Annotated in this window: 24 protein-coding genes and 1 riboswitch; of the genes, 21 read left to right on the forward strand and 3 right to left on the reverse strand. The window is 38.6% G+C overall.

Annotation, left to right across the window (positions count from 1 at the left end; all coding sequences use genetic code 11):
* Positions 1-3 precede the first annotated feature (3 nt).
* On the forward strand, positions 4-729 hold the full coding sequence (locus tag H7U02_RS02945; protein ID WP_002883686.1) for a pseudouridine synthase: 726 nt from the start codon (positions 4-6) through the stop codon (positions 727-729).
* A complete protein-coding gene (gene yidD, locus H7U02_RS02950; protein ID WP_002886534.1) occupies positions 729-977 on the forward strand; it encodes a membrane protein insertion efficiency factor YidD in 249 nt (82 codons plus the stop codon). The genes H7U02_RS02945 and yidD overlap by 1 nt, the downstream gene beginning before the upstream one ends.
* A 22-nt stretch (positions 978-999) precedes the next feature.
* Here the strand turns inward: yidD and H7U02_RS02955 are convergent, their stop codons facing one another.
* Complete coding sequence (locus H7U02_RS02955; protein ID WP_002889908.1) at positions 1,000-2,439, reverse strand: TrkH family potassium uptake protein; 1,440 nt, start codon at positions 2,437-2,439, stop codon at positions 1,000-1,002.
* Between the two features lie 6 nt (positions 2,440-2,445).
* The gene (trkA, locus tag H7U02_RS02960) at positions 2,446-3,795 is read right to left on the reverse strand and encodes a Trk system potassium transporter TrkA (protein WP_201042759.1); all 1,350 of its coding nucleotides are present in this window, start codon (positions 3,793-3,795) and stop codon (positions 2,446-2,448) included.
* 277 nt (positions 3,796-4,072) lie between these two features.
* Here trkA and H7U02_RS02965 point away from each other — a divergent pair, with 277 nt between their 5' ends.
* The 6 genes from H7U02_RS02965 (at position 4,073) to H7U02_RS02990 (ending at position 9,895) form a co-directional block, all read left to right on the forward strand.
* Positions 4,073-4,582, forward strand: coding sequence for a tRNA (cytidine(34)-2'-O)-methyltransferase (locus H7U02_RS02965; protein ID WP_021143543.1), 510 nt, complete (start codon positions 4,073-4,075; stop codon positions 4,580-4,582).
* 106 nt (positions 4,583-4,688) lie between these two features.
* Positions 4,689-4,811, forward strand: a riboswitch (FMN riboswitch).
* 81 nt (positions 4,812-4,892) lie between these two features.
* Entirely contained in the window at positions 4,893-5,450 is a 558-nt protein-coding gene (locus H7U02_RS02970) for an ECF transporter S component (RefSeq protein ID WP_021143544.1), read from the forward strand.
* Between the two features lie 2 nt (positions 5,451-5,452).
* A complete protein-coding gene (locus tag H7U02_RS02975; RefSeq protein ID WP_175062717.1) occupies positions 5,453-6,103 on the forward strand; it encodes a phosphatase PAP2 family protein in 651 nt (216 codons plus the stop codon).
* Between the two features lie 178 nt (positions 6,104-6,281).
* Entirely contained in the window at positions 6,282-7,181 is a 900-nt protein-coding gene (locus H7U02_RS02980) for an XRE family transcriptional regulator (RefSeq protein WP_201042760.1), read from the forward strand.
* Positions 7,182-7,355: 174 nt separating this feature from the next.
* Positions 7,356-9,452 carry a peptide cleavage/export ABC transporter gene (locus H7U02_RS02985; RefSeq protein ID WP_201042761.1) on the forward strand — a complete coding sequence of 699 codons (2,097 nt, stop codon included), beginning with the start codon at positions 7,356-7,358 and terminating at the stop codon, positions 9,450-9,452.
* 110 nt (positions 9,453-9,562) lie between these two features.
* Positions 9,563-9,895 (forward strand): DUF805 domain-containing protein, encoded by a 333-nt coding sequence (locus H7U02_RS02990; protein ID WP_060972183.1) that lies wholly within the window; start codon positions 9,563-9,565, stop codon positions 9,893-9,895.
* 50 nt (positions 9,896-9,945) lie between these two features.
* On the opposite strand, the gene H7U02_RS02995 is transcribed toward H7U02_RS02990, so the two are convergent.
* Positions 9,946-11,337 carry a DUF4153 domain-containing protein gene (locus H7U02_RS02995; RefSeq protein ID WP_201042762.1) on the reverse strand — a complete coding sequence of 464 codons (1,392 nt, stop codon included), beginning with the start codon at positions 11,335-11,337 and terminating at the stop codon, positions 9,946-9,948.
* A gap of 407 nt (positions 11,338-11,744) precedes the next feature.
* On the opposite strand from H7U02_RS02995, the gene H7U02_RS03000 reads away from it, so the two are divergent.
* The 13 genes from H7U02_RS03000 (at position 11,745) to H7U02_RS03060 (ending at position 21,977) form a co-directional block, all read left to right on the forward strand.
* Positions 11,745-12,260 (forward strand): AmiS/UreI family transporter, encoded by a 516-nt coding sequence (locus H7U02_RS03000; protein WP_002886548.1) that lies wholly within the window; start codon positions 11,745-11,747, stop codon positions 12,258-12,260.
* Between the two features lie 24 nt (positions 12,261-12,284).
* Positions 12,285-12,587, forward strand: coding sequence for an urease subunit gamma (locus H7U02_RS03005; RefSeq protein ID WP_002886558.1), 303 nt, complete (start codon positions 12,285-12,287; stop codon positions 12,585-12,587).
* Between the two features lie 11 nt (positions 12,588-12,598).
* Positions 12,599-12,910, forward strand: a complete 312-nt coding sequence (locus H7U02_RS03010; protein WP_003092180.1) for an urease subunit beta — start codon at positions 12,599-12,601, stop codon at positions 12,908-12,910.
* A 15-nt stretch (positions 12,911-12,925) separates the two neighbouring features.
* The gene (gene ureC / locus H7U02_RS03015; protein WP_002886560.1) at positions 12,926-14,644 is read left to right on the forward strand and encodes an urease subunit alpha; all 1,719 of its coding nucleotides are present in this window, start codon (positions 12,926-12,928) and stop codon (positions 14,642-14,644) included.
* 140 nt (positions 14,645-14,784) lie between these two features.
* Positions 14,785-15,237: an urease accessory protein UreE gene (ureE, locus tag H7U02_RS03020; protein ID WP_002949549.1), complete on the forward strand. Its 453-nt coding sequence runs from the start codon at positions 14,785-14,787 to the stop codon at positions 15,235-15,237.
* The gene (locus tag H7U02_RS03025) at positions 15,227-15,940 is read left to right on the forward strand and encodes an urease accessory protein UreF (protein ID WP_073949314.1); all 714 of its coding nucleotides are present in this window, start codon (positions 15,227-15,229) and stop codon (positions 15,938-15,940) included. The genes ureE and H7U02_RS03025 overlap by 11 nt, the downstream gene beginning before the upstream one ends.
* A 29-nt stretch (positions 15,941-15,969) precedes the next feature.
* Positions 15,970-16,584 (forward strand): urease accessory protein UreG, encoded by a 615-nt coding sequence (ureG, locus tag H7U02_RS03030; RefSeq protein WP_002889928.1) that lies wholly within the window; start codon positions 15,970-15,972, stop codon positions 16,582-16,584.
* A gap of 1 nt (position 16,585) precedes the next feature.
* Complete coding sequence (locus tag H7U02_RS03035; protein ID WP_110980916.1) at positions 16,586-17,425, forward strand: urease accessory protein UreD; 840 nt, start codon at positions 16,586-16,588, stop codon at positions 17,423-17,425.
* Positions 17,426-17,428: 3 nt separating this feature from the next.
* On the forward strand, positions 17,429-18,406 hold the full coding sequence (cbiM, locus tag H7U02_RS03040; RefSeq protein WP_013990045.1) for a cobalt transporter CbiM: 978 nt from the start codon (positions 17,429-17,431) through the stop codon (positions 18,404-18,406).
* Positions 18,403-19,182 (forward strand): energy-coupling factor transporter transmembrane component T, encoded by a 780-nt coding sequence (locus H7U02_RS03045; RefSeq protein WP_013990046.1) that lies wholly within the window; start codon positions 18,403-18,405, stop codon positions 19,180-19,182. Before cbiM ends, H7U02_RS03045 begins: the two co-directional genes overlap by 4 nt.
* Position 19,183: 1 nt before the next feature.
* Positions 19,184-19,900 carry an energy-coupling factor ABC transporter ATP-binding protein gene (locus tag H7U02_RS03050; protein WP_037600280.1) on the forward strand — a complete coding sequence of 239 codons (717 nt, stop codon included), beginning with the start codon at positions 19,184-19,186 and terminating at the stop codon, positions 19,898-19,900.
* A 166-nt stretch (positions 19,901-20,066) separates the two neighbouring features.
* Entirely contained in the window at positions 20,067-20,915 is an 849-nt protein-coding gene (locus H7U02_RS03055) for an amino acid ABC transporter substrate-binding protein (RefSeq protein ID WP_013990048.1), read from the forward strand.
* Positions 20,916-21,074: 159 nt separating this feature from the next.
* Positions 21,075-21,977 carry a MetQ/NlpA family ABC transporter substrate-binding protein gene (locus tag H7U02_RS03060; protein ID WP_013990049.1) on the forward strand — a complete coding sequence of 301 codons (903 nt, stop codon included), beginning with the start codon at positions 21,075-21,077 and terminating at the stop codon, positions 21,975-21,977.
* Positions 21,978-22,027: the final 50 nt, after the last annotated feature.

Raw genomic sequence — 22,027 nt, forward strand, 5'->3', positions numbered from 1 at the left:
AGAATGCGAATTAATAAATATATTGCCCACGCTGGTGTGGCCAGCCGTCGTAAGGCTGAGGAACTGATTAAAGAAGGTCGTGTGACCCTAAATGGTAAGACCGTTACGGAATTGGCAACCATTGTCAAAAATGGTGACATTGTTGAGGTAAATGGTAGTCCAATTTATAATGAAGAGAAGGTCTATTATCTTCTTAATAAACCACGAGGGGTTATTTCTTCGGTATCTGATGAGAAAAATCGTAAGACGGTGATTGACCTCATGCCTCACGTTAAGGAACGTATCTATCCTGTTGGTCGTCTTGACTGGGATACGACTGGTCTTCTTATTTTGACTAATGATGGAGACTTTACCGATAAAATGATTCACCCACGTAATGAGATTGACAAGGTTTATTTGGCGCGTGTCAAAGGTATTGCGACCAAGGAGAACCTTCGTCCTTTGACTCGTGGTGTGGTCATTGATGGCAAGAAAACCAAGCCAGCACGTTACAATATTATCAAAGTTGACCATGAAAAGAATCGTTCAGTTGTCGAATTGACAATTCATGAAGGGCGTAACCACCAGGTTAAGAAAATGTTTGAATCAGTGGGCTTGCTCGTTGATAAGTTGTCTCGTACACGTTTTGGGACTCTTGATTTGACAGGTCTTCGTCCAGGTGAATCACGCCGTCTAAATAAGAAAGAAATCAGCCAGCTTCATAACGCTGCTGTCAACAAGGTCAAATAATGAAAAGATTTCTGATTGCCTTAGTTAGGGCTTATCAGAGATGGATTTCTCCCCTATTTCCACCCTCTTGCCGTTTTCGTCCAACTTGTTCGGTTTATATGATCCAAGCCATAGAAATGCACGGTTTAAAGGGAGTTCTTATGGGAGTTGCCCGTATCTTAAGATGTCACCCTTTATCAGAGACTGGCGATGATCCGGTGCCAGATTATTTTAGTCTAAAACGTAATAAAACTCCTTTGGATAAATGAATCCAAAGGAGTTTTTCTATGCTTAAGTTTTTGACCAAGTTTTTGGCAGGAAGAGGAGTAGTAAAGGATAAATTTCCAAACGTCCTGCAATCATAGCAAATCCCATGATAAGCTTAGACAAAGGACTGAAAATAGCAAAGCTATCACTCGTTCCAAGTAAAGGTCCAATATTGTTAAAGGTTGAAGCAGCAGCGCTTGTCACAATCAAGAGGTCTTGATTATCCAGTGATAAAACAGTGACTAAACTTAGTATAATGAGTACATATACAGCTAAATATTTAAGAACACTGTGTTGAGTTTCTTTATCGAGAACACTTCCATTGATATGAAGTGACAGGATACGATTAGGATAGAGACTAGCCAGGGTCTGATTTCGTGCAATCTTAGCAATAATCATAGCACGGATAATCTTGAAACCACCGGCAGTAGAACCTGCTGATCCCCCGATAAACATCAGGAGGAGTAGGATATACTGAGAAAAGAGTGGCCATTTGGTAATATCCGTTAGACCAAAACCGGTTGTTGTGATGATAGTTGACACTTCGAAAAATGAGTATTTGAAAGAGTCAGCCAAATTGTGGTAAATCCCAAAAATATTGAGGAAAATCAAACCTGTTGAAATAGCCACAATCGCAAAGTAGGTACGTAGTTCTTCATCTTGGAAGAAAAACTTGATTTTGCGAAGGAGGATATAGAAATAAAGGTTGAAGTTAACCCCAAAGAGTAGGGTACCAACAGTAACCACATAGGTAATCAGATCACTGTGGTAGTGGGCGATAGAGTCATTATAGACAGCAAATCCCCCAGTACCTGCGCCCCCCATAGCAGTGATGATACTATCAAAGATTGGCATACCGCAAAGCCAGAGAATAACAGCAAAAATAACAAACATAGTCAGATAGATGATGTAAAGAATCTGAGCTGTATTTTTGAGCTTGGCAACGACTTTACCAAATACTGGACCAGGCACCTCTGCACGCATAACCTCATGGTGACCATTTTTACTGTTGTTCATGATGGCTAGGGCAAAGACCAATACCCCCATCCCTCCAATCAAGTGGGCGAAGCTTCGCCAGAAAAGTAGGGAGTGGGTAAGTACTCCAGTATCTGTGAGAATAGTAGCCCCCGAGGTTGTGAAACCAGAGCTCATCTCGAAAAAGGCATCAATGACACTTGGGATCTGACCAGCAAAGACGAAGGGCAATCCTCCAAAGAAAGACCAGAGCACCCAACAGAGGGCTACAATAAGCATTCCTTCTTTGGTGTAAATATGGTAGTTCTTTGGTTTAAAGAGAGTACCAAGCACCCCGAGAAAGAGGAGAATCCCCATCGTACCTAAGATGCTGGCAAATACTTTAGCATCTTCTTGATAAATAAGAGCGACGATAAGTGGCACAACCAAGAGAGCAGCCTCAATCAGTAGGAGCTTGGCAATAAGAAAACGGACAATAGATCGATTCATGGCAGCTTACCTCTTCAACAAGTCGTAAATGTGAGTTATATTTTGTAAGAGTGTAACAACCACGATTTTATCCCCAATAGCGAGTCTGTCTTCTCCTGTTGGGAAAATAGATTTTCCATTGCGGATAATAGCAGCGATAAGGACACCGTTAGCAAATTCAAGCTCAGAAAGTTTCTTTCCGGCGATTTTGTTATTTTCTTTAATTTGGAATTGCAAGGTTTCGATACGACCATTAGCCACATGGTGAAGGGCATCAAGACTAGAGTCTTTAGCATTAAAACGCCCGCGTACAAAGTGCATTACAGTGTCAACAGCGATACTCTTAGGAGTGACAATTGTTGTTGTCTCACGTGGATCGATAATCTCTAAGAGACTAGTACGGTTAACCTTAGTAATATTCTTGTGAATACCAAGGCTTTCGAGGAACATAGAGGTAATGATATTTTCCTCATCTACTCCGGTTAGGGTAGCTACGGCATCATAACTGGCTGCACTTTCCTCGAGAAGAAGGTCTTTAGCAGTACCGTCACCTAAGATCACAGAAACTTCAGGGAAGACCTGACTAAAGGTTTGCGCACGGTCCATTTTTTGCTCAATCAATTTGACCTTAATACGATTGTTTTTCAAGATATTGAGCAAGTAGTAGGAGATGCGCCCAGCACCAATCAACAAAAGTTTTTTGATGCTTTTTGGCTTAATGTAACTGTGGAAAAGTGCCATATCAACACGTTTACCAGTGACATAAATCTTATCCCCAATTTGCATGGTAGCATTTCCATCTGGAATGATGAGTTCACCCTGACGGTGAATCGTACAAACTAGAATATTGCCGAATTTCCTACGGAATTGTTCCATTGTCATACCAGATAATTGGCTATTTTCAGTAACTTTAAATGCCATAAGAATAACGCGTCCATTAGCAAAAGTTTCAACTGATAGGGCGTTTGGAAATTCAACTGTATTGGCAATATAGCGAGCTGTTAAAAGTTCAGGGTTAACTACTAATGAGAATCCAAGAAAGTTTTTGTCTTTGAAATAAGCATTAGAGTATTCTGGGTTACGTACGCGAACAATAGTTTCTTTGGCACCCATTTGTTTAGCCAGAACCGCTGAAATCATGTTCACTTCATCTTTATCGGTCATTGCGATAAAGACGTCACAGTTGCTAACCTCGGCTTGTACCAAAATTTTAAAATTAGCCCCATTTCCAGCAAAGCCCATAACATCATAGCGTTTGCTGAGGCGTTTGAGGACCTCTTCCTTTTCTTCAATTAAAATAACATCGTGCTTCTCTTCAACAAGAGAACGACAGAGTGCGGTACCGACCTTACCGGCACCTACGACAATAATACGCATGAGTTACCTCCAAATAATCATTACTATGATACTCTATTTTAGCGGAAAAATCATCCTTTTCAGCTAGCTTTATCAACCATTCCTATTTAAGTGAATAAAGGTAAAATTTTTCTTTAAATTGTCTTGACTTTTAGACCAGAAGTGCTAAAATATATTCAAAGATTCGTTATTTTAAATCTAACCTGTCATGATTTAAGCTAATGAACGTCCACAACCATGTCGTCTGCTGAGCTTGACTCCGGGCGACATGGTATTTTTTATGTCTAGGAGAATTGAGATGTCACGTAATCATATTGTCTTGTTTGAACCTCGTATTCCACAAAACACCGGAAATATTGCACGTACCTGTGCAGCGACTAATAGCCCTCTTCATATCATCCGTCCTATGGGCTTTCCAATTGATGACAAGAAAATGAAACGTGCAGGTTTAGACTACTGGGATAAGCTTGACATCACTTATTATGACAATTTGGCAGATTTCATGTCTAAAAATCAAGAGGGTCGTTTGCATTTAGTCACGAAATTTGCGGATAAGACTTATTCAGAAGAGGCCTATGCCGATGGTGAGGACCACTATTTTATGTTTGGTCGTGAGGATACAGGCCTACCTGAAGATTTTATGCGTGAGCATCCTGAAAAAGCTATTCGTATTCCGATGAATGATGAACATGTGCGTAGTCTAAATGTGTCCAATACTGTTTGTATGATTGTTTACGAAGCGCTTCGCCAGCAACAATTTGAGGGGCTAGAGCTGAGTCACCGTTATCAGCATGATAAATTAAAATAGATACTTCATTTTGTTTTGAAAGAATAATTATAGTCATTGACTATCAACAGATTAGAAATCCATAATTTGAAAACCTTGTCACCAAGGTTTTTTTATGTTATCCTTAAAAGGTCTTCAGGGCAGGGTGAAACTCCCGACCGGCGGTGATTCTTTGGATAAGTCCGCGAGCGCAAGCTGATGAGGTGTGATTCCTCAACCGACAGTACAGTCTGGATGGAAGAAGACCAGTCTTTTTGCGTAGGCTTTTTTTGGCATGGGCAAATCCATTGGGAACTTCTTTCAAATTGTTAAAATTTGGAGGAATTTTTTTATGACAAACACACGTAAATTGGCTTACATTGCCATTTTATCCGCAGTTTCATTCTTGTTGCTTTATTTTTCATTTCCATTGATTCCAGCAGCAGATTTTTTGAAGGTTGATTTTTCAATCCTTCCTGTTCTTATTGCCTTGGTTATCTTTGATTTTAAGAGTGCCATTGGTGTTCTCTTGCTTCGTTCATTGTTGAAGCTCTTGCTAAACAATGGTGGACCAGGATCAATGATTGGACTTCCTATGAATTTTGTTGCTCTAGGCGTCTTTGTTTGGGGCCTAAGCTATTTTTGGAAGAAAAATCAAACAAGCAAGAATTATATTCTTGGTTCTGTTTTAGGAACTGTTTTGCTTACAGTTGCTATGGTTATTCTTAACTATATTTATGCAGTACCACTCTATGCTAAATTTGCCAACTTTGATATTGCGCAATTTATAGGTCTCTATAAATACCTTTTCGCTATGGTAGTACCTTTCAATTTACTTGAAGGTTTGATTTTTGCAGTAGCCTTTGCTTTGATTTATGCTCCACTTAAGTCTATTCTAGTAAAATTATAAATATGAAACACAAACACACACATTATATTTATGCTTCTTTTGCCTTATTGTTATTTGTTGCTCTCGGTTATATGGTTAAGTTCTACCCTGAAGTCTTGACAGGATTTGATAGCAACATTCAAACTTGGGTTCGAGGAGGCTTACCAGCAGGATTGACACGCTTTTTTAAAACTATTACCATGCTTGGGAATACGCCTGTACAGGCTATTATTGCAATCGTAGCAGTCATCTGGCTTTATCTACGTCAGTATAAATCAGAAGCTATCTTTGTGGGAGCCAGTGGGCTTCTCGCTAGTATCTTGATTGTAAGTTTGAAGTATATTTATCAGCGTCAGCGCCCATCAATTACGCATTTAGTGCATGCTAGTGGTTATTCTTTCCCTAGTGGTCATTCTTTGGGAACTTTTATGATTCTTGGAGCAATTGCCATTGTCCTTGCTCAGCGTTTGGAGAAAAAAGAATCTAAAATAGTAGTTTATGCTATTACTGGACTTCTTATTTTCCTTGTTGGACTTTCGCGTATTTATGTGGGTGTGCATTATCCAACAGATGTTTTAGCTGGCTTTACCTTAGCCTTTGGGTTGCTTAATGCGATTTATCCAACTTATGACCGCATTCGCTTTGAATGGCGATTCCAAAGTAAACAGAAATAAAAAAACATGTAGTTTTAAACTGCATGTTTTTTTGATACAAAGGAAGGTCTTTCCTATATAAAATGTATAAAAATAGCTTATTTTCACTATTGTTCTGTTAAAAATGCATTAACTGTATATTAATTATATTATAATTATGATATAATGTTTTTAAAATTTTGAAATAAAGGAGAGTCTCTTGAACATAAAAGACAGCATTGGACTAAGAATCAAAACTGAGCGTGAATGTCAGCAGATGTCACGTGAAGTGCTATGTTTAGATGGTGCGGAATTGACTGTTCGTCAGTTAATTCGCATTGAAAAAGGGGAGTCGCTCCCGTCTTTGGATAAATTATCTTATATTGCAAAACGTCTAGGAAAAAATATGACCGATTTATTGGATCATGATAATATTACTATCCCTGACGAATACTACGAGATGAAGAATCGTCTGATTAAGTTTCCAACGTATAGAAATCCAGAAAGAATAAAGGCTAAACTTGCCTTAATTGAGGAGGTTTATGAGAAATTCTTTGAACTTCTCCCAGAAGAAGAATTGTTAACTCTAGATATTTTGGAAAATATTTTGAGTTTTACTAGTTGGGAAGAGAGTCCTAAAGTTGAGGAGATATATGAAGACTTATTTGAACAAGTCAAAAGGAAGAGGAAATTCTCAACTAACGATTTATTAGTTATTGACTACTATTTCTTCCATCTTTATGGAAGAAAACAGTATGATAAAAAACTTTTTGAAAGAATCGTAAAGAGAGTATTAAATCAGGAAATTTGGACAGATGATGTCTATAATATTGTTTTGTTTAATGATTTGATGGCTATCGCTGCTTTGAAGATTTTTCACAATTCCTTCTCAGACTTCTTAACAGTTGTGGATAAAGCCTTAGCTGTTATAGAAAAATCACAATTTTATAGTTATAAACCTAGTGTTTTTGTTCTCAAAGCCAAATATGAACTTCTTCATAAAGGAAACAAGAAAGAGGCTGCAGAAAATTACGATAAGGCCATAATGTTTGCTTCCGTTTTAGAAGACTCGGTGCTAGAAGAAAGTATAAAGGCAGGTAAAGCGGCAGATGGTTTATAGAAATGGTGGTGACATAAATGTCACTACTTTTTTAATGGTTAAATGTTTACTATAGAAACATAACTAACAGTTAAAAGGAGTTTTATTTTGAAAAAACTAAAATTATTTACACTATTCTCACTACTTATCACTATCTTGCCTTATTTTGCAGGTTGTCTTTAATAAGGGGTCACCATGTCAAAATATCCATATATTTCACAGGTTGATCAGCGTGATTGTGGTGTCGCTGCCTTGGCCATGATTCTTAAACACTATGGTTCATCTTATAGTTTAGCTTATTTGCGAGAGTTGGCTCAGACTTCTCGTGAAGGTACTTCTGCGCTTGGTTTGGTGGAAGCGGCCAAGCAGTTGGGTCTTGAAACTCAGGCTATTCGTGCGGATTTAGACTTGTTTAAACAAGAAAACCTATCTTATCCTTTTATTGTACATGTGGTTAAAGAAGGTGGGCTGCAACATTATTATACGGTGTTTGGTCAAATCAAGGGGCAGCTTGTTATTGGTGATCCAGATCCTAGCAAGAAGGTCATTAAAATGCCCTTAGAGGAATTTGCCAAAGAGTGGACGGGAGTTGCTCTCTTTTTTGTTCCAGGAGAAGCCTATACTAAATACAAAGAAGATGTACCTGGACTTCTTTCATTTTTACCAATTTTGTTTCGTCGTAAGGGTTTGATTGCAGTTATTGTCTTATTAAGTTTTCTAGTGACCCTTGTTAATATTATTGGTTCTTATTATTTGCAAGCTATTATCGACCGCTTGATTCCTCAGGGGGCCTATAATCTTCTGACCATGATTTCGCTAGGCTTATGTATCTCTTATCTTGCTCAACAAGTTTTTACTTTTTTCAAAGATTATCTTCTACATCGATTGGGTAATTACCTGTCCATCGCTGTCATTCTTCCTTATATCAAGCATGTCCTTTCCTTGCCTATTAGTTTCTTTAGTTCACGTCGTACTGGTGAAATCACGTCACGTTTTGGAGATGCTAACACTATTATTGATGCTCTAGCTTCAACGATTTTATCGATTTTTCTAGATGTGACCATTGTGATGACTCTAGCTGTGGCTCTTATTGTACAAAATCAGTCACTTTTTTTGATGACTCTCACGGTAGTTCCTCTTTATGTTTTAATCATTCTGGTATTCTATAAGCTTTTTGAAAAGGAAAATTATCAATTGATGGAGGCAAATAGTCAGGTCAATACCGCTGTTATTGATGATTTGCGAGGTATTGAAACCTTAAAATCCTTGAGGGGTGAGGAAAGACGCTATCGGGAAATTGAGGTGAAATTCCATGACTATTTGAAGAAGTCTTTGTCTAAGGCCAAGTGGCAATTAACGCAGGATGGGTTAAAGACAGGGGTTCAGTTAGTTTCTAATGTCTTTATCCTCTGGTATGGGGCACAATTGGTTATGGAAGGGCAACTATCTGCAGGTCAGTTGATTACCTATAATATGTTGTTGAATTATTTTACAACTCCTTTAATTAATATCATCAATCTCCAATCTAAAATCCAGCAAGCCAAAGTCGCCAATAATCGTCTTCAAGAAGTTTATGTTGTGGACAAGGAAGAAAAAGGAAAACTTAAAGAGTTATCTTTTAAACAACTTGCTTTTAAAGGAGTCAGTCACCGTTTTAGTTATCAGCAAGAGACTCTTAGTAAGATTGATTTAACGATTCATAAGGGTGAGAAAATCGCCCTCATGGGTAAAAGTGGATCTGGAAAAACGACCTTAGCTAAAATGTTGTCAGGTTATTATACGAAATCTAGTGGTCATGTAACCCTAGATAAAGATGCTATTAGCCATGCGGAGTTGCGTCAAATGGTGACTTACGTTCCCCAGCAGACCTATGTGTTTACGGGAACCATTTTAGAAAATCTGCTATTAGGATTTGAAGGAGAAGTTGACGAGAAAAAACTTCTTAAAGTTTGCCAACAAGCTGATATCTTAGAGGATATTCAAAAAATGCCACTAGGCTTTCAGACCCAAGTATCTGAAGATGGAGGTCTGTCTGGCGGTCAAAAACAAAGATTAGCTATAGCAAGGGCTCTATTGTCCAAACAACCAATCTTGATTTTTGATGAAGCTACCAGTGGTCTCGATAGTGATACTGAAAGCAGGGTCATGGCTAACCTTGCTAAGATTAAACGAACAATGATTTTTATTGCTCACCGCAATAGTGTACGTCAACATGTCAGTCGTGTAGTGACCATGGTGAGTGGCCAGATTGAGTCAGACAGTCCTAATTTCAATCCATTCCAGTTTATTTAAAATAATCTTCCTATTATATATGTAGAAAACTTAAGAAGTCAAAATTTTCACATCTTGCACCTATCTTATTAATATAGTATACTGGTAGCAGACTATTAAGAGGTGTAAACATGTTAGAGGCATATAAAAATTTTTGGTTAGGCTATCTCGATTTTTATGGTCGTACAAAACGACCAGACTATTGGTGGGTTGTCTTGATTAATGGAATTATCGGTAGTTTGATTTTCCTACTGATGGACTTACTTGGGGAAACAAGAGCTGCTGGCTTTACATTGACAGCTTTCATTCTATTTATAGCAGCAACGGCGCTTCCTACAATTTCTATTCAGATTCGTCGTCTGCGTGATGCCAATTTCAATGTTGCTTGGATTGTATTAAAAGCAACTCCATTAACAGTAGCTCTTTGGGTGATGTATGCCTTTCCCACAAGAGATTCAAAATAACTCCAATATAAAAAGGGTGAAACTAGTTAATCTAGTTCCACTCTTTTTTCTTATAAAATAAAGCTACCTAAGAGGCTAACCAAGGTGAAGCTGATAGTTGCATAAAATACAGCGAGACGGGTTGCCTGGATAGGCTTATAAAGTCTAATAAGTGTTAGGACACACCAAATAAAGAGTACTGTGACAAACCAACCTGATAGTAAGCGGCGTGGCGTCACACCATAGAGTGCCATATAAACGCCAAGGAGTTTCCAGCCAGCGATAAGGGCAAAGAGACTAGCAAAAGTAAAGAGTAGGGTACTTAACAAACGAAGCCCTTTGTGAGTGAAGAAGTTTTCTTTAGAAAAAATGTAAAGTCCAGCTAGGATTCCTAAGTTGAGGGTAGAAACTCGAACCAATTGCCAGAAGCCTTGAACCGCAATATGTGAGGCCTGATGAGCTGGAATGCTGGCTTGGTTGAGAGAAAGGAGTTCTCCCATTTGACTAGTGGCAGTTAATATGAATAGGGCGTAAGTGAAACAGAGGCTTCCGAGTACGATATAAGCTGCTACTTTTGGAAATTGACGGGTTGTTTTAAGATGGCCTTCAAATTGTTTTTGACTAAGAGGCTTTTCTTTTGCCAAATAGGTTGCAATGAGTTGAGCAAAAAGTCCTAGAGCCAGAGGGATACTGGTTATTAAACGAGAGAACAATAAACCGTTATCCTTGAAGGTGATAGTGAAATCAAGTAGAGTAGCAAGTGTCTGGAAGAACTGTTGCCAAAGTTGTCCGAAAGCAGGCAAGACCTGACTAAGTTGACTAGCAGCGAATACAGTCAGTAGCAAGGCAATCATGATACTAATGAGAATCATCCATTTGTGGTTCTGAACTGCGTGTTTTTCTTCTTCAGAGAGTTCTTGTTTAGGTGCTGTTTTATAGAGTAGTGTCCAGGCTCCAATAAAGAAATATTTCAGTGGGAAGATGCAGCTAGTGTATATGAGATCTAGCCAAACCATAATTCCCAAACGGTCTTGACTACTTTGTCCAGTACGTGCCATTAAGTAAAGGAGGATACTCGCATGAAGGCAAAGAATCTGAGCGATCCCCCAGTTGTCTTGCAGACCCCAAAGACTAATTTGTAAACCTTGTAGTAGACTAGTGACCATAAATATTGCCGATTCAAGTCGCATTCCCTTTGCTTTTCCACCTAATAGACGACAGCCCAGTTCAATCGTACTTATCAAGACAACGGTTGCTGGAAAGGCAAAGGAAAAATGGGTCAAGTAAGTGACATATAGGAAGCAGGCCACGAGACAGGCGACAATCAGTCCTTTAATTTTCCAAATGTCTTTTGGTGAAAAATATTCCAAGAGTTTCTTGGTTTTGGTTTGAAGACTAGTCTTTTCGTCGGAATATTCCTGGGAGACTAGCTGTAAATTAGTAGTATAGTTATTTGTTTCCATCATAATTCTCCTTTTGGATGTTAGTCCCAAAAAGACTTTATCATAAAAAATGTTCGATTTTGTCACCCAACTGTAAAATTACTAAAAATAAGTCTATGGACTTAGGTCTGGAGAATGAGTTGGAAAAATAGGTGAGTAAAAAATATTATGCTCACATTGAATGATAGATTGTATGGGCTATATTGTCAGAAACTGTCAAATGCTAAAGATAGTTTTTTAGAGATTAACTGTTTGTTTATCTGGGATTGAGCAAAGGACTTCTATCGAGGATCACTAAAGGTGATGTCATTTTTTGACACTATATGTTAGATTGACTACCATCTAAATGTTGCAAAATTTCTGAAAATTCGTTGACATGTATTGTCAAAGTAGTATGATATTAACATAAAAAAACTTAGGAGGTTCTTATGTTAGGTGTCATCCTACTCTATGTTGGTATGGTTTTGATGAGTAATGGACTCCATCGTTTAGAGGGTATTCCTGATAAATCAAATGTTGTCATGAATATCTTTACGGGTGGTCTGGGTTTGATTCTCAACATTATTGTCATTGCTTACGGAGCTTGTACAGGGCAAGGCGCGGAATGGTTTTATGGTAGCGCTACTGGTCTTTTATTTGCTTTCACCTATCTTTACTCAGCAATCAATACGATTTTCGATTTTGATCAACGTTTGTATGGGTGGTTCAGCTTATTTGTGGCAATTAATACGTTACCAGCAGGGATTCTTTGCTTAACATCTGGATACGGTGGTAATGCTTGGTATGGTATTATTTGGTTCTTGTGGGGTATCCTATGGCTAACTGCCTTTATTGAAATTAACCTTAAGAAGAATCTAGGAAAATTTGTCCCTTACCTAGCTATTTTTGAAGGAATTGTAACAGCTTGGATTCCAGGGCTTTTGATGCTTTGGGGCAAGTGGTAAGCATTGATTTAAGGAGGAAAAACGATGCAATTGACAATGCGAGAGCAGGAAAAAATGATGATTAGCCTTGCGGCCATGATTGCTCAACGACGTAAAGACAAAGGAATCAAATTGAATCATCCAGAAGCAGTTGCTTTAATCACTGACTATGTGCTTGAAGGTGCAAGAGAAGGTAAAACTGTTGCCCAACTGATGGATGAGGCTCGCAATCTCTTAACACGTGAAGATGTTATGGAAGGTATTGCAGAAATGATTCCAATGATTCAAGTTGAAGCTACTTTTACGGACAGTACAAAACTGGTTACTGTTCATGATCCTATTCAGTAAGGAGAAGTGTAATGATTCCAGGTGAATACCATGTGGCGAGTGAGCCAATTGATTATAACGGTGGTTACGAAGCCATTAGTATTGAAGTAAAAAATGTGGGTGACCGTGCTGCTCAAGTGGGTTCTCACTACCATTTTTATGAAGCAAACGAAGCTGGTCTTCAATTTGATCGTGAAAAGGCGCGAGGCAAACGTCTAGATATTCCAGCAGGTACAGCCATTCGTTTTGAGCCAGGTGAAACGAAAACAGTACAACTTATTGACTTTGGAGGGAAACGTCGTATTTTTGGTTTCAATAACAAAGTCAATGGTTTCTTAGACTAGAAAGAGGACAAATCGATGAGTTTTAAAATGGATCGTGAAGAGTATGCTCAACACTATGGACCAACTGTAGGTGATAGCGTACGTCTTGGAGATACCAATCTTTTTGCAGCCATTGAAAAAGACTTTACTGTTTATGGACAGGAATCCAAGTTTGGTGGCGGTAAAGTTTTACGTGATGGTATGGGTGTCAGTGCTACGGAAACACGTGATAATCCATCAGTGGTTGATACCATTATTACAGGTGCAACCATCATTGACTATACAGGTATAATTAAAGCAGATATCGGTATTCGTGATGGTAAGATTGTTGCTATTGGTCGCGGTGGTAACCCAGATACAATGGACAATGTGGACTTTGTTGTGGGTGCTAGTACAGAAGCCATTGCTGCAGAAGGTTTGATTGTGACTGCTGGTGGTATTGACCTCCACGTACATTATATTTCTGCTGACCTTCCTGAATTTGGTTTGGATAATGGAATTACGACCCTCTTTGGTGGTGGTACTGGTCCTGCTGACGGTAGTAATGCAACAACATGTACACCAGGTAAATTCCATATTACTCGTATGTTGCAAGCTGTTGACGATATGCCTGCTAACTTTGGTTTCCTTGCCAAAGGTGTTGGTTCTGAGACTGAAGTGGTTGAAGAGCAAATTAAAGCTGGTGCAGCAGGAATTAAGACACACGAGGACTGGGGTGCGACTTACGCAGGAATTGATAATTCCCTTAAAGTTGCGGATAAATACGATGTTTCTTTTGCGGTCCACACCGACTCTTTGAATGAGGGTGGATTTATGGAAAATACTTTGGAATCTTTCCAAGGTCGTACTGTTCATACCTTCCATACCGAAGGTTCTGGTGGTGGGCACGCTCCAGATATTATGGTCTTTGCAGGTAAGGAAAATATTTTGCCATCATCAACTAACCCAACTAACCCATATACTACAAATGCTATTGGTGAGTTGTTAGATATGGTTATGGTTTGTCACCACTTGGATCCAAAAATCCCAGAAGACGTATCCTTTGCCGAATCACGTGTTCGTAAACAAACTGTGGCTGCAGAAGATGTTCTTCACGATATGGGAGCCCTTAGTATCATGACTTCAGATGCCATGGCAATGGGACGTGTCGGTGAAGTAGCAATGCGTTGTTGGCAACTAGCTGATAAGATGAAGGCTCAGCGTGGTCCACTTGAAGGGGATTCAGAGTTTAACGATAATAACCGTATTAAACGTTACGTGGCTAAATATACAATTAACCCTGCCATCACCAATGGTATTGCAGACTATATCGGTTCTGTAGAAGTTGGTAAATTTGCAGATTTGGTTATCTGGGAACCAGCACAATTTGGTGCAAAACCTAAGTTGGTGCTTAAGGGTGGTATGTTAACTTATGGTGTTATGGGTGACGCTGGTTCAAGTCTTCCAACACCTCAACCACGTATCATGCGTAAATTATATGGTGCTTACGGTCAAGCGGTTCATGAAACAAATCTTACATTTGTCTCTCAATATGCTTATGATCACGGTATCAAAGAAGAAATTGGTTTGAATAAGATTGTTCTTCCTGTTAAGAATACACGTAACTTGACTAAGCGTGATATGAAGCTTAATGACTACGCTCCAAAAACAATTCGTATCGATCCACAGACCTTTGATGTCTTTATTGATGATGAGTTGGTTACTTGTGAGCCAATCCATACGACATCATTGTCTCAACGTTATTTCTTGTTCTAAGGAAAACGCTATATACATGAGGCTGGAATTTTTCCTCCAACCTCTTTTGTATTTTACAGCCATAATGTTTTTAGTACTTTATTAAGTTGCTATATGAGTCTGATGCTAGACTTTTAAAATGTAATAGAAAAGGAAAAAGTATGATTTTTACAAAAGTAGATGCTCTTGTTAAAGATATCGATGTGGATAAATACCATATTGAAACAGTCATTCTTTCGAGTGACGACCTTAACAAAAAAATTATTCGTGTGAAGAGTGATCATGGGAATGAATTTGGTATTCGTCTTGATAAGGGACAAAAATTGCAAAATGGATCTGCCTTTTTTATCGATGATCATCATGTCCTAGCTATTGGTGTTGAGTCACAGGATTTGATTGTCATCTCACCTAAAGATATGGATGAAATGGGAATCACAGCTCACATTCTTGGGAATACTCATAAACCGATTGAGGTGAAAGATGCCAAGATTTATTTAGAGGTTGACCCAGTTGTAGAGCAAGTCTTGACTCAAAAAGAGATTGCCTACACGATTGAAGAAGTGGTCCTTGATAAACCCCTACGCCATGTGAATTTAACTGCCCATGAACATTAATCCCTTTGCTAATGTGTCTTTGCAAGATTATCTTGAAATTGTGCAAATTGTCGATTCAACCTTTCCAATTGGATCATTTAACCACTCATTTGGGATGGAAAATTATCTGCGTGAAGACACTGTAACAGATGATAAAGGTTACGAAGAGTGGCAAGAAGCCTATTTAGCTAGTCAGTTTAAATATGGTGAAGGTCTTGTAATCAAACTGGTTTATGATGCTATGGTTACAGATAACATAGAGCAGGTCTGGCATTATGATAAGGTCTTGACAGTTTCGACGCAAGCGCGTGAAACAAGACAGGGGACTAAAATGATTGCTAAGCAAATGCTTCGACTCATTCAAAGGCTTCATGCTATTCCGGTATTGGATGACTATCAGTCTAAAATACGTAAGGGTGTGGTCTTCGGCAATCCAGCTATTGTCTTTGCGCTCTATGTGTTTAACAAGGGCTTGGGATGTAGTGAAGCCATAGCACTTTATGGCTATAGTGTGATTTCGACGATGGTTCAAAATGCTGTGCGTGCCATTCCCCTTGGACAGTTTGCTGGACAGGAGATTGTTTTACGTAGCTTTTCACAATTAGAAAAAATGACACAAGAAATTCAAGAATTGGATGCGTCCTACCTTGGGGCCAATACGCCTGGTCTTGAATTAGCTCAGATGAAACATGAAACACAGGTATTCCGCCTATTCATGTCCTAAAATATCAACAAGGTTGAGAGGAAAAAACAATGACAAAACGTACTGTAATTATTGGAGTTGGTGGACCTGTTGGTTCAGGTAAAACCCTTTTGCTTGAGCGTCTTACACGACGTATGTCCGACTTAAATTTAGCAGTTATTACTAACGATATCTATACAAAAGAAGATGCCCTTTTCTTGGCTAAAAATTCAAGCTTAGACGAAGACCGTATCATTGGTGTAGAAACTGGTGGATGTCCTCATACTGCGATTCGTGAGGATGCCTCTATGAACTTTGAAGCGATTGAAACTCTTCAAGAACGCTTTAACCATGATTTGGATGTTATTTTCCTTGAAAGTGGTGGAGACAACTTGGCTGCGACCTTCAGCCCTGATTTGGTTGATTTTACCATTTATATTATTGACGTTGCTCAGGGTGAAAAAATCCCACGTAAGGCTGGTCAAGGGATGATTAAGAGTGATTTGTTCTTGATTAATAAGACTGATCTTGCACCTTATGTTGGAGCCAACCTAGACCGTATGCGTGAAGATACACTTCATTTCCGTAACGAAGATTCTTTCATTTTCACAAATTTGAATAATGATGACAATGTTAAGGAAGTGGAAGAATGGATTCGTAAGAATTTCCTACTAGAGGACTTGTAAGATGACACAAGTTTACGATGGCTTTGTCCATCTTGGATTTTCAAACAGAAATGGTCGTACAATTTCCCACAAGAAATATCAAGAAGGTAACTCTCGAGTATCGGCAGATAATTCAGATGCCAATGGCGTTCCTTACTATTTCCTAATTAATATGGGTGGGGGCTTTGTCGAGGGTGAGCAGTATCAAGTGACCATTGATGTTAATAAAGATGCTCATGCCTTGGTGACAACTCAAACACCTACCTATGTTTACAAGTGTGAGAAAGGACAGTTGACACAACAGAATACGTCTATCACACTTGAAGAAAATAGTTATTTGGAGTACATGGCTGATGAAGTTATTCCCTATTTAAAATCACGCTATTTCCAAACAAGTCGTATTGATATGGATAAGTCTGCCCACTTGATTTATTCAGATGGTGTAACGGCAGGTTGGTCTCATGAGGATTTACCGTTTCAATACCATTATTTTCGTAATTTGACACAAATTTACCAAGATAATGAACTTGTTTATAGCGATCAGACTCTCTTAGAGCCTCAGAAACAAGATATGTTTAAACTTGGTTATTTTGAAGGCTGGCGTAATTACAATAGCTTGGTAATGGTGTCACCAAATATTGACGAGGCTTTTGTTAAGGCTTTGCAGAAGCACTTAGAAAATCTGAATTTAGAGTCTGATTTTGCTATTTCATCCTTAGATATCCCGGGTCTGGTGTTACGTATCTTAGGAAAAACTGCTGAGGATAATCGTCGCGTCATTTATTCTTGTGCAGACTATTTTAGACAAGAAATACATGGATTAACCCCTTTGAATTTGAGAAAAAATGATATGAGGAGATAAGAAATGCATATTCCTGAAAATTACTTAAGCCCTATGACTTGTGCGGCAATGGGGGCAGTTATGTTGCCTATTTGGTATAAGGCTGTCAAGGAAGTGAAGGTAAAGGTTGACACTGATAAAAAAACGATTCCTATGTTGGGAATCGGGACTTCCTTGTCCTTCCTTATCATGATGTTTAATCTTCCAGCCCCAGGTGGAACGAGTGCCCATGCTGTTGGGGCAGTGCTAATTGCCATATTGTTAGGACCTTGGGCCTCCTGTTTAGCAGTTAGTGTGGCTCTAGCTATGCAGGCTTTGCTATTTGGTGATGGTGGGATTTTGGCCTTTGGTGCGAATGCCTTTTGTATGGCTGTTGTCATGCCATTTGTGGGTTATGCTGTTTATAAACTCTTGAATAAGTGGACAAAGAACAGGATAATTGCTAGCTTTTTTGGAGGTTATATTGGAATTGTAGTTGCGGCCCTGACTGTTGCGGTTTTACTAGGAATTCAACCGATTCTCTTTAAAGATAGCAGTGGTAATCCGCTTTATAATCCATACCCTTTGAGAGTGACACTTCCAGTAATGGGCTTGACTCACCTGCTTATAGGCTTGGTAGAAGGATTTTTCACAGCCGGTGTTCAAGAATTCATTGAACGTTTGAATATTGATAATACTCAGGAAATAACGACTAAAAAACTACGTCCTTTATTGCTCTTTATCCTAGCCTTAATTATCCTAACGCCACTTGGTTTATTGGCGACGGGAACAGCTTTTGCAGAATGGGATGTCAAAGAGTTGGTAGAAAAATTGTCTCATTACCATGTGGAAGCCCAAGCGCCAAAAGGAATGTTGAATGGTTTTTCATTCAATGCCCTCTTCCCAGATTATAGTATCGCAGGCATCCCAGAAGTTTTGGGTTATATCCTGAGCGCTGCCTCTGCTGTTTTGATTTTCTTCATCCTCTATCGCTTGATTTTCGGTAGAAAGGTTGAAAAATGATTCTTCCAGATTGGATGTCGGAAGAGCGCCCAGTAGTCACTAAAGTCGGTAGAAATAACTTTCTTATCCGGAATCGTCACCATCTGGAAGCTCTTCTTCAAAAGTTTGAAACGCATCCTTTAAAAGTAGCATCAGTCTTTCATCCAACAGCTAAGGTTTTACTTCTCTTTTTCTTACTTGTTTCAGTGGGAATTAGCCGAAATCTCACAGTTTTGTGGATTGTAGCCTTGTTTTTAGGAGCTGGCGTGGCTTTTTTACCGCATTCTGTTTTAGTAAGAACTTTGAAAAAAACTGTAGTGTTGTTGATCTTCCCTTTAGTTCTTTATCTACCGCATCTCTTACTTAGCGGAGGTCAATCGCTCTTTCTTTTTAGACTTCCTTTGATTGCCGTAGCCATTGCTTATTATTCAGAGACAAGTACAATAAGTGAGATGCTAGTGGCATTAAAAGGGTTGCATTTTCCTGATCTTGTTCTGCTCCAGTTAGATATCACCATAAAATATATCGATGTCTTTGGAAAACAATTAATGGATTTGCTCAAAGGGATTGAAGCACGAAGCTTTGGCGGCAACCATCGTTTCCGGATTGGAAGTAATATCTGGGGAATTTTATACCTTAAAGCTATACGCTATGGTGAGGAACTAACTCAAGCCATGGAAGCACGTTGCTTTGTCGGTGAGTATGTCAAGTCATCACAGTCATTCACATGGAAGGACTGGCTGGCCTTGATAGGTCTAGTAGCAGTGATTTTAGGACAGATTCTGTTAGGAGGATGAGATGTTTCAATTGAAACAAGTGGCCTGTGCCTATGAACAAAAAAAGGTCTTTACTGGTCTTGATTTGGAGATTAGACAAGGACAATATGTGATGTTGATGGGGGAAAATGGGACTGGGAAATCAAGTCTTATCAGTTTATTAACTGGCTTCAAGCAGGAAGAATCTGGTCGCATTCTTTTCTTAGGGAAGGACCTCAAAGAATGCCTGAAGGACAAACGTCAAAAACGAGATTTTTATAGTCGCCTCGGAATCCTCTTCCAGGATGTGGATAGTCAGTTATTTAATAGTACTGTCTATGATGAGATTGCTTTTGGTCCTCGCCAGCTAGGTCTAACCGAAGAAAAAGTCTCACAGCGCGTTCAAGACACGCTATCCCTGCTTAAAATTGAAGATTTAAGAGATCGCGTTCCCTATCAACTGTCTGGTGGAGAAAAGAAGAAAGTGGCTTTTGCCAGTATCATGGTAACGAATCCAGATGTGTATATTCTTGATGAACCCTTCAATAATCTTTCTAAAGAATATGAAGAATTTTTTAGGGAACTTCTACATGAGCTTCATTCAGCTGGGAAAACCATTATCATGTCTGCTCATCACTTTAAGCACCTTCATCATGAAAAGGCTGATGTTCTTCTTTTCGAAGATGGTAAGGCTGATTTCTTTCCTGCCCAGGAAGTGCTCAATAACCAGCAAGTAATTGAGCGTTTGTCGCATTATTAATTAGGAATAAGGTAGAAAATCGTTATTGGTTTTCTGCTTTTTTCTTGTCAAACAATTGATATTTTTAGGTGATAGTATTTTCTTATCACCTTGATTATGTTTAAGTATTAGTTAAGCTTAGTGAATTCTGTTACAATAAAAACAATCAATCTCAAAGGAGAATATTATGAAACTTAAAAAAATTCTTGGAATCACGGGTGTAGCCATTGCTTCAGTAGCTTTGCTTGCTGCATGTTCATCTAAATCATCAAAAGAAGCCTCTAAATCTTCAGGTGCTAAAGAAACAATTAACTTTGCCACTGTTGGGACAACAGCACCATTCTCATATGAAGAAAACGGTGAATTGACTGGTTACGATGTGGAAGTGGCTAAAGCAGTCTTCAAAGACTCTGACAAATATGAAGTGAAATTTCAAAAAACAGAATGGTCTTCAGTCTTCACAGGTCTTGACTCAGCTAAATACCAAATGGCTGGGAACAATATCTCTTATTCAGAAGAACGTGACCAAAAATATCTCTTCTCATATCCAATTGGTACCACACCAGCTGTTTTGACTGTTCCAAAAGATAGTAATATTAAGAAATATGATGATATTGCTGGACACTCAACGCAGGTTGTTCAAGGAACATCGACAGCTACTCAATTGACAGAGTTTAATGATAAACATTCAGACAAGCCAGTTGAACTTAACTACACAAATGAAAATATTACACAAATGTTGACAAGTTTGAATGAAGGTAAGTACGACTTCAAGATTTTTGATGCACCAACTGTTAATTCAATTATCAAAAATAATAAGTTGAGCAACTTGAAGACGATTGAACTTAAATCTGATCAACAACCATATATCTACTTCTTGTTCGCAGATAACCAAAAAGATCTTCAAAAATTTGTAAACAAACGTTTGGAAGAACTCCAAAAAGATGGTACTTTGGCTAAGTTGGCTGAAAAATTCCTTGGAAACAAAGATTATATTCCAACTAAAGACGCTTTGAAAGTTCCAAGCAAAAAATAAGAAAGGAGCTGGGAATGAATCTCAGCTTTTTCATATAATTAAAATCTAGGACATGTTATAGTTAAAAACTATAGATATATACAATTATAAACAATTTGCTACAATTCTTATCCTATGGGATAATAATTTTACACTTAAAACAATTAAAGGGAGTTCGTTATGAAACTTAAAAAAATTCTTGGAATTACAGGATTGGCAGTCGCTTCAACAGTAGCTTTGGCTGCTTGTGGTGCTGGCGGTAACAAATCAGCTAAAGATGATAAAACATTAACAGTTGGTGTCATGACTTTGGATGACACTACTGAGCCATTGTGGGATAAAGTTAAAGAATTGGCTAAAGACAAGGGTGTTACTATCGAGTTGAAAGAGTTCACAGACTACAACCAACCAAATGAAGCCCTTAAAAACGGCGAAATCGATGTTAATGCTTTCCAACACATTTATTTCTTGAACAACTGGAACAAAGAAAATAAAGGTGATGTTGTTGCGGCAGCTGACACACTTCTTAGCCCAATCCACCTTTTCTCAGGTACTGAAAACGGAAAGGCTAAGTATAAAGATGTTAAAGAGCTTCCAGATGGAGCTACTATCTCAGTACCTAACGATGGTACAAACGAAAGCCGTGCGTTAACACTTCTTCAAACAGCTGGTTTGATTAAGTTGGATGTTAAAGATGGTGAATTGGCAACTATCAAGAACATTTCTGAAAATCCAAAGAAACTGGATATCAAAGAAATCGCAGCTGAACAAGCTGCCCAAACTCTTTCATCTGTTGATGCAGCAGTTGTTAACAACTCATACGCACAACAACAAAACGTTGACTATGACACAACTCTCTTCCAAGAAGATCCAAGCCAAGATTTAAAAGATTGGGTCAATATCATTGCAGCTAATAAAGATTGGGAAAAATCAAATAAAGCTGATGCTATCAAGACTTTGATTAAAGCCTACCAAAATGATGAAGTAGCTCAAATCATCTATGATGCATCTAACAAGGTTGACCTTCCAGCATGGAAAGGCGCCCCAACACAAGATCAATTGAAAGCTAATTCAAAGAAATAAGCTAAGGACAGAGGGCGTGTGAGAGCACGCCGTTTTGTCGTGTATTAAGG

The organism is Streptococcus sp. 3.1 (assembly GCF_016648915.1).
In the GTDB taxonomy this organism is placed as follows: domain Bacteria; phylum Bacillota; class Bacilli; order Lactobacillales; family Streptococcaceae; genus Streptococcus; species Streptococcus salivarius_E.

Bases quoted from the DNA above. Each gene is read 5' to 3' on its own strand.
- H7U02_RS02945 (WP_002883686.1), top strand. From the start codon at position 4: ATGCGAATTAATAAATATATTGCCCACGCTGGTGTGGCCAGCCGTCGT.
- yidD (WP_002886534.1), top strand. From the start codon at position 729: ATGAAAAGATTTCTGATTGCCTTAGTTAGGGCTTATCAGAGATGGATT.
- H7U02_RS02955 (WP_002889908.1), bottom strand. From the start codon at position 2,439: ATGAATCGATCTATTGTCCGTTTTCTTATTGCCAAGCTCCTACTGATT.
- trkA (WP_201042759.1), bottom strand. From the start codon at position 3,795: ATGCGTATTATTGTCGTAGGTGCCGGTAAGGTCGGTACCGCACTCTGT.
- H7U02_RS02965 (WP_021143543.1), top strand. From the start codon at position 4,073: ATGTCACGTAATCATATTGTCTTGTTTGAACCTCGTATTCCACAAAAC.
- H7U02_RS02970 (WP_021143544.1), top strand. From the start codon at position 4,893: ATGACAAACACACGTAAATTGGCTTACATTGCCATTTTATCCGCAGTT.
- H7U02_RS02975 (WP_175062717.1), top strand. From the start codon at position 5,453: ATGAAACACAAACACACACATTATATTTATGCTTCTTTTGCCTTATTG.
- H7U02_RS02985 (WP_201042761.1), top strand. From the start codon at position 7,356: ATGTCAAAATATCCATATATTTCACAGGTTGATCAGCGTGATTGTGGT.
- H7U02_RS02990 (WP_060972183.1), top strand. From the start codon at position 9,563: ATGTTAGAGGCATATAAAAATTTTTGGTTAGGCTATCTCGATTTTTAT.
- H7U02_RS02995 (WP_201042762.1), bottom strand. From the start codon at position 11,337: ATGGAAACAAATAACTATACTACTAATTTACAGCTAGTCTCCCAGGAA.
- H7U02_RS03000 (WP_002886548.1), top strand. From the start codon at position 11,745: ATGTTAGGTGTCATCCTACTCTATGTTGGTATGGTTTTGATGAGTAAT.
- H7U02_RS03005 (WP_002886558.1), top strand. From the start codon at position 12,285: ATGCAATTGACAATGCGAGAGCAGGAAAAAATGATGATTAGCCTTGCG.
- H7U02_RS03010 (WP_003092180.1), top strand. From the start codon at position 12,599: ATGATTCCAGGTGAATACCATGTGGCGAGTGAGCCAATTGATTATAAC.
- ureC (WP_002886560.1), top strand. From the start codon at position 12,926: ATGAGTTTTAAAATGGATCGTGAAGAGTATGCTCAACACTATGGACCA.
- ureE (WP_002949549.1), top strand. From the start codon at position 14,785: ATGATTTTTACAAAAGTAGATGCTCTTGTTAAAGATATCGATGTGGAT.
- H7U02_RS03025 (WP_073949314.1), top strand. From the start codon at position 15,227: ATGAACATTAATCCCTTTGCTAATGTGTCTTTGCAAGATTATCTTGAA.
- ureG (WP_002889928.1), top strand. From the start codon at position 15,970: ATGACAAAACGTACTGTAATTATTGGAGTTGGTGGACCTGTTGGTTCA.
- H7U02_RS03035 (WP_110980916.1), top strand. From the start codon at position 16,586: ATGACACAAGTTTACGATGGCTTTGTCCATCTTGGATTTTCAAACAGA.
- cbiM (WP_013990045.1), top strand. From the start codon at position 17,429: ATGCATATTCCTGAAAATTACTTAAGCCCTATGACTTGTGCGGCAATG.
- H7U02_RS03045 (WP_013990046.1), top strand. From the start codon at position 18,403: ATGATTCTTCCAGATTGGATGTCGGAAGAGCGCCCAGTAGTCACTAAA.
- H7U02_RS03050 (WP_037600280.1), top strand. From the start codon at position 19,184: ATGTTTCAATTGAAACAAGTGGCCTGTGCCTATGAACAAAAAAAGGTC.
- H7U02_RS03055 (WP_013990048.1), top strand. From the start codon at position 20,067: ATGAAACTTAAAAAAATTCTTGGAATCACGGGTGTAGCCATTGCTTCA.
- H7U02_RS03060 (WP_013990049.1), top strand. From the start codon at position 21,075: ATGAAACTTAAAAAAATTCTTGGAATTACAGGATTGGCAGTCGCTTCA.